Here is a 14509-nt window from a genome sequence, read left to right as displayed (position 1 = left end):
ATCAGAAAGCCCTACAAGCGGCTACGGCAGCGATTCAGGGGCTGGCGGGGAATAACCTCGGTCAGGCGCTGGCAGGCGGCGCGTCACCGTATTTGGCGGGAGTGATTAAAGGACTGACCACTGACCCCCAAACCGGTAAAGTGGATATTGCGACCAATACGCTGGCCCATGCGATTTTAGGTGCGGTGGCGGCGGAGGTAAGCGGTAATCATGCCCTGTCGGGTGCAGCCGGTGCGGCTTCGGGAGAGCTGGCGGCGCAGGTACTGATAAAGCAGCTTTACGGCAAAGAAGCGAAAGTCAGTGAGTTGACGGAGGAGCAGAAGCAAACTATCAGCACCCTTTCTACCCTGGCGGCAGGGCTGGCAGGTGGGATAGCGGGTGATTCCAGTGCAAGTGCCCTCACCGGGGCCCAGGCTGGGAAGAATGCGATTGAGAATAACTATCTGAGCAGTAAGCAGATAGATGACTGGTCCGCTGAAATGAAATCCTGTCAGGTTAATGGTGGTGACTGCGGCAGGGTAATTAAAAAGTATGAAGAGTTAAGTACTGCCCAACAGCAACAGCTTATCAGCGACTGTGCAAGCAGTCCGGCGATTTGCCAGCAGAAATACGGTGGTGTACTGGCCGATAGCATGGCAGTGAAACAGGCTATTGATCGTGCGATGGGTGAAGATATCCCGATCAAAATGGTTTATGACCTGACAGCGACTTGGGCGCACCAGATGGATGCCGATGGTGTGATTGCCAGTAATAAAGTGTCTGAGCAGATCATGGCGAAATATGGTCTTGATCAGGTTCAGGCAGATATTATTGCAGGTGTGGCGTTAAGTGCGCTGGGTGGGGTGAGTAAGGCAACTAAAGGAAATATAAAACCTAAGCCTGATTACACCTTAAATAAAGATGGGGCGATGCTTGGAATTAATGGTCCAACTGTTCCAAGTAAAACCTTATGGATGGGAAAAGGAAAAGAGAGAATAGATGTTGAAAACCCTGCACCAGGAAAAAGAGCAGGTCAGATACACTATCAAGATAGCAATAATAATAAATATTATTATGACCCTATTACACAAACTTTCCCTGGAGCACCTAAAAGCGTAAATGACAAGTTGAATGATCCTGCTTTTAAAAATTCTATTGAAAAAGGCATGAAAAAGTATTTAGGGGAAAAATGATATGTTAATCAATAAATTAATGAGTGTTCAACTTGGAATGGTACATTGGGATGATATAGAGGAAATAAGCCTTTCATCGGAGCTCAATGAGATAGTTACTCAGGGTTTTGTTGAAATGGATGGGTGTTTTTTGTCCAAAAAATTACTTTCATATTGTCAATCTAATTCACCTAGTAATTTTGAGGATGAAATTGCTTTTGAGTGTTTTGTAAATTCTATTCATATGGAGGATTATGTAAATGAAAAACACTTTGAATATTCAATTGTTTTTAGTAATTCCGTAATTAATAAATGGAATAAAGACCATGCTGATAATTTGAATTTTATTATATCTCTGGATGATGAAACGCTATTGCCGACAATCAAATTTCATTTAAGAAGAGAAGGCGCTTCATGGTTAAATGAAGATAATCTTGATTCAAGTATTCAAGCAGTCTTAATAACCACGGATGAAATTACTTATAATAAAGTCTGATTCAGATAAGTAGACAACAACTACCTCAGTGTGGAGAAGAACCAATCGCGCAGTGAGGAACTGGTTAATTGTCAGGGTGATACCAGTTGCCGTTCTGCCGTTAGGGATAAATATCGGCAGGAGTATGACAAGGTTCAGGAGCGGATAGCAACATGTTCAGGGGCTGACCAGTGCGTTGCCGTTGCCAAAGAGCTGCGGTCATTGCAAGGTGATTACAGAGCACGAATAAGCGAAATTCAGGAAAAAGCCAGAATGCAGGGACTGGATTCCCTCACGCCGGCAGAAGTGCGGGAATGGGCAGATTTACGCGGTGCGATGTCGAATATTGATGCATCACGGAATTTAGTACTCCATCGTGCCCAAGTCACCGGAGGCTCAGAAGAAACCACCCAGGAAATCGTGAAGATTATGGGGCAGACGGGAATTGCTGCGTCTGCGGGAGTGGCCGGTGGAATTAGTAAGGTTGGCGCGAAGGGAGTAAAAGAAAAGAGTGGAAATACCGATAAACTTCCAAATGGACAACAAGTCAATCACTTCGAAGAGAGTTTACACAATCTCCCTCCAGGAGAACGTGTAGCTCAAGTCAAGCAAATGGCAGCCCAAGTTATTTCATCAAATGGAATGATTAAAGATAATCGGTTAACTAAACTAAATAATCGGGATGTTTATAAAGGGAAAGATGGTTATCTTTATGCATTGGATACTCAACATGGTCGTTTCGAACAAGTACATCCCAAGACAGGTAAACATCAAGGTGAGGTTGATATGGGGATGAGGCCCATAGATAACAGTATTGATAAGTCAGGTAGTCATGATTTAAAGGTTAAATAGTATGGAAAATATAATGAAGTTAATAGATATTCAGGATCATGTTTTAAGGCACGGAAATGTTTTTCGCTTACCAGCACAATGGCCTTATGAGGAATTTGTAGATTTTATGGTAGTTGATTTATCAAATACTGAACGCCCTTATGGATTGATTGTCACTTCTGGACATAAGGCTGGGTTGATATTGGTAAAACTACCAGCGGAATGTAGTTTAATTGAAACAAGGGGATTAAGCACCCAATGGATTATAGATAACTGGGCAAAATGGATTTACCCAGAATGTGATGTCAGTGACGTCTATGTACTCGAACGATATATAGCAACTCCAGTTGCCTGAATATAAACCTTGGCTTCGTGAACTACACTGTAAATGTTGGACAACCATCTGACCATTTAAGGTGTAGTTGATTACGCCGGAGCAAAATGGCTTATCAGGCTGAAAAGTCGTGTCAGGGCATTGTGGGCCGGGCATCGAATCGAACCGAGGAAAATCGGTTGTAACTGACTGAGTACATTGGGAAAATCAGAGTCCGCCAGTCAGATTCGCAATGGAATGCGTTGTTGCGGATAATAATGCCCTTGGCGCAGCAGCCGGCTCGGATCTTGGATTCTGGTTAAGTAAAACACCGGACTGCGATACGACGTGCAAGGCTAATATTGCTAAAGGTATAGCTGATGGAAACCTAATTGTCTCTGCGGGAGGAATGGCAGTAGCCGGTGGTGCCCAGATTGTGGCCGCCACACCTGAAATTGCTGCAATGGCACGAGCTGTACTGGAAGGGTGTAAAGCTGCGCCAACAATTTGTCTAAATAATGCAGGTATTCAGGTCGCAGAAGCATTAACGCCGGGTGGTGTAGGTGCTGCTGGTGTGATCGGTGTAGGCAAAACAGCGGCAGAGGCTACTGTGGCTAAGACGGTAGCAAATCGTGTCAAAGAAAATGTTACTACTAGTCAGGTTGCCAGAGAATCATCGAACTTCGGACAATACAGTAAAGCAGAGGGCTCTGTTCAGGAATCATTAGGAATTTGGCCGCCAAATCGGGGAGCTTATGGCCCTGTTGAGAAAGTGACACTACCAACTGGTAAAATTATTGATAGATATGGACACCCTGGAGGAAATTTCGTTTCACCTGCTGGAGTACCATTTTCAGAAAGAGCTTTGCCTCCCTCTTATGAAACGACTAAACCCTATTTTCAATATAAAATCATCAAACCCATTCCTGATGTTCCTAAATCTAATATTTTGCCTTGGTTTGGACAAAAAGGGACGGGAACTCAGTATGAATTACCGAAACCAGTTCAGTGGTATTTAGATAACGAATATATGAAAAAGGTGGATAAATAAATGACGCGTGAAGAATTGATTGAACAGCTAACTCTATTGGGTGTAGATGAAAGTAGTTATTCCTTAGATGGATTGCAAAATAATGACTGTACATGTGTAGTGCAGAAAGAAAATATGTGGTGTGTTTGCTATGTAGAAAGAGACTCCCCTTATATGCTTGCTTCATTTACAACAAAAGAAGATGCCTATGGATTTATACTTGAACAATTTAAAAAGTGGTTGTCTTAAAATGAATCCCAGATCAATCACCTGAGTTGTTGTGGACAATAATCACCTAAGTGTGGAGAAGAATCAATCACGCAGTGAGGAACTGGTTAATTGTCAGGGTGATACCAGTTGTCGTGCGACTGTCAGGGATAAATATCGGCAGGAATATGACAAGGTTCAGGCGCGGATAGCAACTTGTTCAGGAGCAGACCAGTGCGTTGCGGTTGCCAAAGAGCTGAGGGCATTGCAAGGTGATTACAGCGCACGAATAGGTGAAATTCAAGAAAAAAGGGACTGGATTCCCTCACACCGGCAGAAGTGCGGGAATGGGCAGATTTACGCGGTGCGATGTCGAATATTGACGCATCACGGAATTTAGTGCTCCATCGTGCCCAAGTCACCGGCGGCTCAGACGAAACGACCCAGGAAATCGTGCAGATTACGGGTCAAGTGGGGATTTCAGCAGCTCTTGGAGTTGCTAAAGGAATACGAACTTGTTTACTTCCAGATTAACGATGTTGCACTTATCATGTGAATCCGCCACCATTAATAGTATTTAATCGAAAATCATTAACCATTAAATCCAAAGTTGAAAAGAAATCGCACGTAAAATAACATTACCCGAATAAACGGATATTAAAGCGCTTTCTCGCCAGTTATTTAACAACATCAGAAAAGATAAAAAATGAATATAATACACGTTCGTTAAACATAAAACACGATATCCGATGATGATTAAACTTAATAAAAAACAGGTGTTAAAAGAGATAAAAACAACGGTTAAAACTTTATGCTAATTAAATCAAAAGTTGAAAAGAAATCACACGTAAAATAATATTGCCCGAATAAACGGATATTAAAGCGCTTTCTCGCCAGTTATTTAACAACATCAGAAAAGATAAAAAATGAGTATAATCCACGTTCGTTAAACATAAAACACGATATCCAATGATGATTAAACTTAACAAAAAACAGGTGTTAAAAGAGATAAAAACAACGGTTAAAACTTTATACTAATTAAATCCAAAGTTGAAAAGAAATCGCATGTAAAATAACATTACCCGAATAAACGGATATTAAAGCGCTTTCTCGCCAGTTATTTAACAGCATCAAAAAAGATAAAAAGTGAATATAATCCACGTTCGTTAAACATAAAACACGATTATCCGATGATGATTAAACTTAACGCGATGCTCGACTTTAATGATGAGTTGAAATGACATAGCCGCTCCTTTATAACTTTAAGTCGTCAAAAATAGAGAAATAAAGGAACAAAAGGCTATGTCACAGCAAGATTTTATCATTTGGGTGTTTTGTTGGGTAGATGACAATTTAACGCAGTTACAGCGAGGTATGCGATTCAGAAGTCGGGGATTTCCGCCTAAACTGAGCGATGCCGAAGCCATCACGATGGAAGTCGTGGGGGAATTTTTAGGATTTTCAACCGATAAAAGCATTTGGACGTACTTTAATGACCACTGGCGCGAGTGGTTTCCGGGGCTAGGTTCACGCGCCAATTTCGCTAAACAGATTTCGAATCTTTGGGTTGTTAAACAACAACTGCAAGAAAAACTGGCGAGGTTATTGGGCGCGTTCGACAGGCCAGTCCATATTATCGACGGATTTCCGCTGCCCGTCTGTGGATTCAAAAGAGCAAAAGGCTGTGCCAACTTCAAAGGACAAGCCGATTATGGGTACTGCGCCGCCAAAAACGAAACTTATCACGGCTTCAAAGGACATCTCATGATAGACGAAATCGGCGTGGTAACCGGATTTACACTGACGCCGGCCAATGTCAGTGAGCGTGAAGCAACCTGGGATGTGATCGGCTCGATAAAAGGCTGTTTGCTGGGTGATAAAGGCTATTTAGGCATTGAGTTTAAACAAGAAATGAAGGCGGAGGGTATTGAAATGATTACCCCTGTGCGGGCCAATATGGATGATCCCATCCCCAGAAAAACGAGAAGGGTCATTAACGCCAAACGCCGTTTAATTGAAACCGTGATTGGTCAACTCGCTGGCCAATTTGCTATCGAGAAGTGCTGGGCACGGGATTTGTGGCATTTGAGTAATCGAATTGCCAGAAAACTGCTTTCTCACACGTTAGGTATTTTTGCCAATTTTCAACAAGGTAAAAGTCAACGCGACTGGCTTCAACAAGCCAACGTTATAGGATGTTAAAGTCGAGCATCGCGTTAAACTTAACAAAAAACAGGTGTTAAAAGAGATAAAAGCAACGGTTAAAACTTTATGCTAATTAAATCCAAAGTTGAAAAGAAATCGCACGTAAAATAACATTGCCTGAATAAACGGATATTAAAGCGCTTTCTCCCAGTTATTTAACAACATCAGAAAAGATAAAAAATGAATATAATCCACGTTCGTTAAACATAAAACACGATATCCGATGATGATTAAACTTAACAAAAAACAGGTGTTAAAAGAGATAAAAACAACGGTTAAAACTTTACGCTAATTAAATCCAAAGTTGAAAAGAAATCGCACGTAAAATAACATTGCCTGAATAAACGGATATTAAAGCGTTTTCTCCCAGTTATTTAACAACATCAGAAAAGATAAAAAATGAATATAATCCACGTTCGTTAAACATAAAACACGATATCCAATGATGATTAAACTTAACAAAAAACAGGTGTTAAAAGAGATAAAAGCAACGGTTAAAACTTTATGCTAATTAAATCCAAAGTTGAAAAGAAATCGTATGTAAAATAACATCACCCGAATAAACGGATATTAAAGCGCTTTTTCGCCAGTTATTTAACCGTGTCAGAAAAGATAAAAAGTGAATATAATCCGCCTTCGTTAAACATAAAACACGATATCTAATGATGATTAAACTTAACAAAAATCAAGTGTTAAAAGAGATAAAAACAACGGTTAAAACTTTATGCTAATTAAATCAAAAGTTGAAAAGAAATCGCACACAAAATAACATTACCCGAATAAACGGATATTAAAGCGCTTTCTCGCCAGTTATTTAACAACATCAGAAAAGATAAAAAATGAATATAATACACGTTCGTTAAACATAAAACACGATATCCGATGATGATTAAACTTAATAAAAAACAGGTGTTAAAAGAGATAAAAACAACGGTTAAAACTTTATGCTAATTAAATCAAAAGTTGAAAAGAAATCGCACGTAAAATAACATTGCCTGAATAAACGGATATTAAAGCGTTTTCTCCCAGTTATTTAACAACATCAGAAAAGATAAAAAATGAATATAATCCACGTTCGTTAAACATAAAACACGATATCCGATGATGATTAAACTTAACAAAAAACAGGTGTTAAAAGAGATAAAAGCAACGGTTAAAACTTTATGCTAATTAAATCCAAAGTTGAAAAGAAATCGCACATAAAATAACATTGCCCGAATAAACGGATATTAAAGCGCTCTCCCAGCAGTTATTTAACAACATCAGAAAAGATAAAAAATGAATATAATCCGCCTTCGTTAAACATAAAACACGATATCTAATGATGATTAAACTTAATAAAAAGCAGGTGTTAAAAGAGATAAAAACAACGGTTAAAACTTTATGCTAATTAAATCCAAAGTTGAAAAGAAATCGCACGTAAAATAACATTACCCGAATAAACGGATATTAAAGCGCTTTCTCGCCAGTTATTTAACAGCATCAAAAAAGATAAAAAGTGAATATAATCCGCCTTCGTTAAACATAAAACACGATATCCAATGATGATTAAATTTAACAAAAATCAGGTATTAAAAGGAGTAAAAACAACGGTTAAAACTTTATACCCATTAAATCCAAAGTTGAAAAGAAATCGCACGTAAAATAACATTGCCTGAATAAACGGATATTAAAGCGCTTTCTCCCAGTTATTTAACAACATCAGAAAAGATAAAAAATGAATATAATTAGCATTCATTAAACGTAAAAAACAATATCCGAGGATGCTTAAACTTAATAAAAAGTAAATGTTAAAAAGGGTAAAAACAACGGTTAAAACTTTATAACAATTAAATCCATTGAGTAAAAAACGATTTCCGATAACCGGTCAAATAGGTTTTTATAATAGTGATACACCCATTTTTACCCCATCGGAGTATCGATGCTATGATAGGCATAACGCTGTTCGTTTGGTGATTTGTGACGATTGATCAGATCGTCAAAATCGGACTGAGTTCCCTCCAGTGATCTACTCTTTTGAAATCTTATTTATCCCAATGTCCGGTGTTTTTGTAAAATCATTAGTTTCAAATCAAATCATTAATTCAACCATTCTCATTTTATCTGTAGCCCCACAAAGCGACTTGTTTGCTGACGGTAGCGGGAAAAACACATGTTGTCCGCTACCGTCCAGCACTATAACAAATCCCCTGAAATCAGATCAAAAATTTTACCTCTAAATTGCTTACCCTATCCCCTTATTCATGAGTGTCGCAGCTGTGATTTAAATACAGATTCGTTTTATCTATATCATTAATTATCAAAACTTATATTAAGTGCATCGCAGAATAATAAATTTTCATAGCCATAAAAAATATGATCAGCGAAGACAATTTATTAACCAGGTGAATTTTAAGCAGTAAATAATCACGAATTTTTTGATAATTTATAATCATGACTATCCCTCCGTACCACAAAAAACTAATGATGAAGGTCATTGAGATCATAATCACTGAAATACTTATATTGATATCCTGTGGTATGCTAACTGATACAGCGCTACTAATGAGCAAAATTGCTTTAGGATTATATAGTTGTAATATAAACCCAGACCTAAATGTACAGTCTCGCTTATCAGATAATGTGTTCAACTTAATATCGCCCATTGGTTTTATTCGAAATAACCGATAAGCTAAATAAAGCAGGTATGTTCCTCCTAATATATAGAGAGTAGAAAGTATTACTGGTTCTTTCAAAATGAAAGTAAACCCACTTAACGCTAAAGTTGTGAATAATGAATTGGCTGTTGCAATACCTACCACACTCATCATGGCTACAGATTTTGAATACGTAACCGCATTTTTCATCGTGACCAAGAAACCTGGTCCAGGGCTAGCAATACCTACTAATAAGATAGTGCAGAAACTAATTATAAATCCTTGTTCACTACTCATGTTACCCCACTAAATATTCAACATCTTTTTCATCATCGGCACGGAAACTAATATGAGACAGTCGATCCAGTGCTGTTTTTTTTCTAAAACAAAATGAAATTTTATTAATCGATTGACTAATATCGATGAAACCTCCTACACCATAGAACTTACCACCGAGATGAGACACATTCACATTGCCATCCTTGTCAATTTCCCCGATACCCAGTACAGCATGGTCTATGTCTCCGTTCCATATACTTTTAAACATAGCTGCCTGAGAGAAAACTTTTCTGCCATTTTTGCATATACCAAATCCCTCGCCATCGTAGATAATTTCTCCTTCAACACCGGATTCAATATACGCCGTAAACGTTTTGTCTTCCTCTCTACGTTTTATATGATTAATTGCTGGAACTGGAAGGCCAATACCCACAATCAGTTTTTCACCATTACTAATCCTTGCAGCTAACTGATATGAAATGCTCTCCGACACCAGGCATGTTCGCGATAGATTTCCACAATAGTGATGATACCTGTTTGGCAAATAAGAGATACAATGCAACGATGAGGGTGCAATAAATACCTCATCAAATAAATTCCTATAGCAAAAACTACTGTAATGTCTAATCACTTTATCCGGTAGCTGGATAGCGATTCTCGCTTTCCTCAACCGAGCAGATTTTATGCATTGTTCTATATCAAGATCTATAGGCTCTGTCTCTAAAACAATGTTTCCATCCGGCGTAAATCCTGATCCTCTTAATAAAACCAAATCACTCTCTGGCAGTGAATAGCATAGTTGTTCACCTAATGACTCCACTATAGATAATTTTTCTGCTGAGTAATCATTATTAATCAATGAGCCGTTGTTATCTGGGTCAATAAAGGTATTTTTACCTATGGTGGTCAGCAATTTCCGCTCTTCGCTAGAAAGCAAGCAACTCGCCACTCCTTGCGGTATGTTGTGTACCTCGACACTATTTTCGCCTAGCGCCGAGTTAATATGATTAACAGTTCCGAAAAAACCGCCTACAACCCAATCCACATGGTGACCAAGAAGCAGTGAGTTAAAACCGCCATGCCAACCATTACCTGGTAGTGATGCTCCAATGAATCCAAATTTTTCATTGTATCGACCATTCCAACTAGCATTACAAATTAAATTAATTAAATATTCGGGGGAAATTGCGCTACCAAAAGAGACAATATCAATGGTTGAAACTCCTTTTAAAAGCTTTTTAAATCTAGCAATATCTGACAAGTTCATGGGTCTGTCCTTCTTTTGAGATAATCAAAGCATCGACTATCAGTTTTGCATCTCTGACGGTAAGCGAAGTTGCTTCTGTGAAGAAACGTGATCCATTTGTCATTGGGCCAAGTACATAGATGTTTCTTTTATCATTGACTTTGCAATTTCTATCAACGTCAACTCCACTAATGGAATGCATCGGTAAGCGACTCATTTGAATAATTTCCAAATCCATTATTGGATTGAATGCTAAAATTGAATTTTTATTAACAGTGGTAGGATCATAACGTCGAGATGAAATAGACAGTTGTCCATCATCAATTAATATCGCTAGTTTACGCGCATTTACTAATGGAAACATCGCTCTGGTTTCAATAAACTGATGTCTAATATTATGTAAAAGAATTTGATCATCCCGGCCCAATTTTTGGTAGACATCAAGATAATTCATTGTTCCATTATATAACCTTTCTTGCCAAACGGGTGTATAAGCTGAACAATATTCGACTTCATCTTTTAACGCACACAGAGGATTAAACAATATATCTTTCTCAATATCTTTCGTGACCAAAGATTTGAACAGCTGTATTATACTATTAAAAGAAGGAATAGTTACATTGTAGTCATCAAAAATCGATGCACCACCTGCCTTGAATTTCCCCCTCACTCTGGGAAATCGGCCTGATAGTGAATAACATTGCATCTTCAAATCTGGCCTATATGTATAAATATAAAGTAAAATGTCAATAGACGTCAGACCTGAACCGTATACATCAATTGTTCCACCGTATGGTGAATTTGTTATTCTATCAAATAAGTGGTCATTTAAAATATCTTTTCCAAAACCGATAGCTAACACACTCGCATCAGTTTTAAAACAGGTGCCATTGCATATGATATTACCATCTTCATCTAAATAATCTGCTTTTCCGTAAGTGTGTACAACAATACCTGTTTTTTTCAACTGATCGATTAAGTTAGATTTCACATCTTGTAGATAAGCGCCATAAATTCGCCTCGGCAGATAATCGTTATCACAATAATTGTATTCCTTAGCAGCCAACCAATCAGTTATACCTACCACATCATTAAATTGGGTAAGAGAATCTAATCGAGTATTCATTATAAAAACTTCTGGAACATCTTTATATGCAAATCCGACTTGGCTATGATCTTTTGAAAATATCAGAATGGAACTAAGCTGACATTTATATTGTAATAAATGTTTAAGTATTGAAATGCAACCTGCTCCACTACCTATAATTCCTATATTCATAATTATAATAACTCCATTCAGATCCCCACCGAAAGGTATCTTTCTGTTTGACTAGCAGCTATTGTTAGTATTTTTTTTCCTTTATTTTCTTCCCTATTCGCCAATTCAATAGCACAATGCAAAGAAGCACCAGACGAAATACCTATTAACAACCCTTCACTTTCTATAATCTTTCTAGTAGTTTGGAAAGCAGAGTTTTCATCAATAATATACACTTCGTCAATAATATTCCGATCCACAGTATTAGCGATTATTCCAGGGCCAATTCCCAGTATGCCATGGTTAGAGTTGATCTCACCTAAAGGAGTCGTCTGGCTTAAAACAGCAGCACTTTTAGGTTCAATTGCAACGATATATGTATCCGATCGATATTTTTTAAGCGTATTTCCTATACCATTACAATGCCCACCAGTCCCAATACCTGCGATAAATATATCTGGAGTACCATCAAAAAAATTGATAATTTCATTGCCAGTTTGATAATGTGCTTGAGGATTATTAATATTATTCCCTTGGTCGATAAGAAAATAGTTAGCCTTTTTTGAGAGCATTTGTGCTTTTTTTACCGCTCCAGCATAGTTTTCACCACTTGGCGTGAGAATAATTTTTGCTCCTAATAGAGTTAATAACTTTTTACGCTCTTCAGAAACATATTCTGGCATCACAATAATAAGCTTTAGTCCCATAGACGCACATATTCCGGCAAGAGAGATACCAGTATTACCTGTTGTCGCTTCAACAATCGTAGTTTGTGAATCTATCTGCCCATTTTTTATAGCTGATTCAAGCATTGACTTGGCTGCTCTATCTTTAATAGAACCCCAAGGATTAAGAAATTCTAATTTAACATAAATATCTGCATACAAATCTTTTGAGATCTTTTCCAACTTTATAATTGGTGTATTTCCAACTACATCATGTAATAACATTTAATTTCTCCCCTTTAGATCTAAATTATATAAACTTATATAGATTACTAAAATGTACACTTTAGAATAAAAAACCTCCTATCTCATTGATATTCATTAAAAGTAATTCAAACAAATGATATAATCACATACATTTAAAATGTGGAATTATATCATTTCAAGCCGTATCTATTAGTTAATGCAATTTGTATTTTTCTAACTGCCATTTCAAATAAATAAAATTTAAACCTTTTAATATATAACAAACATTAAATAATTTTCTAAGAGAAAAATAACAAAAATACTAACAAGATCACAAAAAACCAAGCACCACGCGATTTCTCAATCCATCAATCACTTGCAATTAATACATCCATTACCAGAACGATATAACAAAATTATATTTAAATAAAAAACAATTGAGAAAATATTTATATCTATATTTTTAATGTAGTTATTTACACCAATAGATTAATCAACGATAATGAATGATATGGATAATTAAATGATTGTTTAGAAATACAATAATATAAATCAATTATTTTCAGGTTGGCTATATTAATTTACATTAAGGAAATTAATATTTTAAAATTAAGCGTCATGATTAATGTGTGTGATAATATTGTCTCAATGGCTGAATATGTTTTAAAATCAATGGAGCTGACGTCCAATGGGACGGGCTCCATGATAAACAAACTCAGTTAAACTAAAAATTTAAATCACTTTATGCGGACCGAAGCATTCATAGTGAATATATTGCTTATCAATTCCCATATCTAATAGTTGTTTTGCTACATATTGCATAAAGGGAATCGGGCCACAGAAATAGAAATGCATTCCTGCCGTTTTCAGTGCGTCATTCAGCACCGCCATATCCATAAAACCTTTGTGTTGATAATGGACGCCTTGCTGGTCTTCATCTCTTGGTTCACGATACCAGATTGTGCTGTTAAGATTCGGCATTGCCTGCGCAATAGTGGTCACTTCATTGGTAAACGCATGATGACCCCCGTGTTCCGCCGCATGTAACCAGTTAATCTGGCTGTTGTGATTTTTCTGGTGGAGGTGATGCAGCATACTCATCATGGGTGTCAGGCCGACACCGGCAGAAATCAGAGTAACCGGTGTCTCTGGTTGAATATCAAGAAAGAAATCCCCGCGTGGAGCGGCCAGCCAGACAATATCGCCTTCTTGCATTTTATCATGCATATGGTTGGAAACTGTTCCTTGTGGCTCACGTTTGATAGCAATTCGGTAGCTCGAACCATTTGGTGCCGCTGTCAGTGAATACTGGCGAATTTCGCGGTTATCAAAACTGCTGTCTTCCAGATAAATGCTCAGGTACTGACCGGGTTTATAATCCATCACTTTCCCGCCATCTTGTGGCACAAATTCAAAGCTGCAAATCACATCACTTTTTACCTGTTTCCGGTTGATACGGAATGGGCGTAAACCACGCCAACCGCCATCGACTGATTCGTCATGATGATAAATCTGCTCTTCACGATTGATAAAAACATCAGCCAGCACACCGTACGCTTTTCCCCAGGCGTCCAGCACTTCATTTCCCGGCTGGAACATTTCATCTAACGTTGCCAGCAAGTGAGAGCCGACAATCTGATAATGCTCTGGTTGAATATTCAGGCTGGCGTGTTTATGCGCGATTTTTTCAACTGCCGGCAACAGTATTGCCAAATTATCAATGTTGGCTGCATAGGCGCAGATAGCATTGAACAAGGCTTCACGCTGATCGCCATTGAGTTGATTGCTCATATTAAAAATATCCTTCAGCTCAGGATTATGTTTGAACATCCGCTCATAGAAATGGGCAGTTAGTTTCGGGCCAGTGGCGGAAAGCAGTGGAATAGTTGATTTGACAGTTGCAATGATTTGACTATCCAGCATGGTGAAGCTCCTGAATTTCTTTCAAGTGATAATGAAATTTATAA

General features: G+C 37.9%; 12 protein-coding genes and 1 pseudogene. 8 read left to right on the top strand and 5 right to left on the bottom strand.

Annotated elements, in window-relative coordinates:
* The 8 genes from C5471_RS15305 to C5471_RS15265 form a co-directional block, all read left to right on the top strand.
* Window positions 1-1172, top strand: a 1172-nt coding sequence (locus C5471_RS15305; RefSeq protein ID WP_166296076.1) for a VENN motif pre-toxin domain-containing protein, incomplete at its 5' end; no start/stop codon positions are given.
* A 1-nt stretch (window position 1173) separates the two neighbouring features.
* Window positions 1174-1647 carry a hypothetical protein gene (locus C5471_RS15300; RefSeq protein ID WP_110086564.1) on the top strand — a complete coding sequence of 158 codons (474 nt, stop codon included), beginning with the start codon at window positions 1174-1176 and terminating at the stop codon, window positions 1645-1647.
* Window positions 1648-1677: 30 nt separating this feature from the next.
* Window positions 1678-2478, top strand: coding sequence for a colicin E3/pyocin S6 family cytotoxin (locus C5471_RS24440; RefSeq protein WP_166650300.1), 801 nt, complete (start codon window positions 1678-1680; stop codon window positions 2476-2478).
* A gap of 1 nt (window position 2479) precedes the next feature.
* The gene (imm45, locus tag C5471_RS15285) at window positions 2480-2812 is read left to right on the top strand and encodes an Imm45 family immunity protein (protein ID WP_236637435.1); all 333 of its coding nucleotides are present in this window, start codon (window positions 2480-2482) and stop codon (window positions 2810-2812) included.
* 211 nt (window positions 2813-3023) lie between these two features.
* Window positions 3024-3821, top strand: coding sequence for a TNT domain-containing protein (locus tag C5471_RS15280; RefSeq protein ID WP_133814962.1), 798 nt, complete (start codon window positions 3024-3026; stop codon window positions 3819-3821).
* Complete coding sequence (locus C5471_RS15275; RefSeq protein ID WP_133814963.1) at window positions 3822-4049, top strand: hypothetical protein; 228 nt, start codon at window positions 3822-3824, stop codon at window positions 4047-4049.
* A 31-nt stretch (window positions 4050-4080) separates the two neighbouring features.
* The gene (locus C5471_RS15270) at window positions 4081-4407 is read left to right on the top strand and encodes a hypothetical protein (RefSeq protein ID WP_242688720.1); all 327 of its coding nucleotides are present in this window, start codon (window positions 4081-4083) and stop codon (window positions 4405-4407) included.
* A 902-nt stretch (window positions 4408-5309) separates the two neighbouring features.
* A complete protein-coding gene (locus C5471_RS15265) occupies window positions 5310-6209 on the top strand; it encodes an IS982 family transposase (protein WP_166296073.1) in 900 nt (299 codons plus the stop codon).
* Between the two features lie 2309 nt (window positions 6210-8518).
* Here the strand turns inward: C5471_RS15265 and C5471_RS15260 are convergent.
* The 5 genes and pseudogenes from C5471_RS15260 to hmpA form a co-directional block, all read right to left on the bottom strand.
* Window positions 8519-9145 (bottom strand): LysE family translocator, encoded by a 627-nt coding sequence (locus tag C5471_RS15260; protein ID WP_133814964.1) that lies wholly within the window; start codon window positions 9143-9145, stop codon window positions 8519-8521.
* Window position 9146: 1 nt separating this feature from the next.
* Complete coding sequence (locus C5471_RS15255) at window positions 9147-10394, bottom strand: propionate CoA-transferase (protein ID WP_133814965.1); 1248 nt, start codon at window positions 10392-10394, stop codon at window positions 9147-9149.
* A complete protein-coding gene (locus C5471_RS15250; RefSeq protein WP_133814966.1) occupies window positions 10372-11652 on the bottom strand; it encodes an FAD/NAD(P)-binding protein in 1281 nt (426 codons plus the stop codon). Before C5471_RS15250 ends, C5471_RS15255 begins: the two co-directional genes overlap by 23 nt.
* A gap of 17 nt (window positions 11653-11669) precedes the next feature.
* Entirely contained in the window at window positions 11670-12581 is a 912-nt protein-coding gene (locus C5471_RS15245; RefSeq protein ID WP_133814967.1) for a PLP-dependent cysteine synthase family protein, read from the bottom strand.
* Between the two features lie 693 nt (window positions 12582-13274).
* Window positions 13275-14468, bottom strand: a pseudogene (hmpA, locus tag C5471_RS15240) (NO-inducible flavohemoprotein); the annotation flags it as partial.
* Window positions 14469-14509 lie beyond the last annotated feature (41 nt).

It is taken from the genome of Photorhabdus tasmaniensis, from assembly GCF_011189505.1.
GTDB lineage: Bacteria > Pseudomonadota > Gammaproteobacteria > Enterobacterales > Enterobacteriaceae > Photorhabdus > Photorhabdus tasmaniensis.
The sequence above is the reverse complement of the archived record's forward strand: the minus strand, read 5'-3'. Positions and strand labels throughout refer to the sequence as shown.

Bases quoted from the DNA above. Each gene is read 5' to 3' on its own strand.
- C5471_RS15300 (WP_110086564.1), top strand. From the start codon at position 1,174: ATGTTAATCAATAAATTAATGAGTGTTCAACTTGGAATGGTACATTGG.
- C5471_RS15245 (WP_133814967.1), bottom strand. From the start codon at position 12,581: ATGTTATTACATGATGTAGTTGGAAATACACCAATTATAAAGTTGGAA.
- C5471_RS15250 (WP_133814966.1), bottom strand. From the start codon at position 11,652: ATGAATATAGGAATTATAGGTAGTGGAGCAGGTTGCATTTCAATACTT.
- C5471_RS15280 (WP_133814962.1), top strand. From the start codon at position 3,024: ATGGAATGCGTTGTTGCGGATAATAATGCCCTTGGCGCAGCAGCCGGC.
- C5471_RS15275 (WP_133814963.1), top strand. From the start codon at position 3,822: ATGACGCGTGAAGAATTGATTGAACAGCTAACTCTATTGGGTGTAGAT.
- C5471_RS15255 (WP_133814965.1), bottom strand. From the start codon at position 10,394: ATGAACTTGTCAGATATTGCTAGATTTAAAAAGCTTTTAAAAGGAGTT.
- C5471_RS15260 (WP_133814964.1), bottom strand. From the start codon at position 9,145: ATGAGTAGTGAACAAGGATTTATAATTAGTTTCTGCACTATCTTATTA.
- imm45 (WP_236637435.1), top strand. From the start codon at position 2,480: ATGGAAAATATAATGAAGTTAATAGATATTCAGGATCATGTTTTAAGG.
- C5471_RS15265 (WP_166296073.1), top strand. From the start codon at position 5,310: ATGTCACAGCAAGATTTTATCATTTGGGTGTTTTGTTGGGTAGATGAC.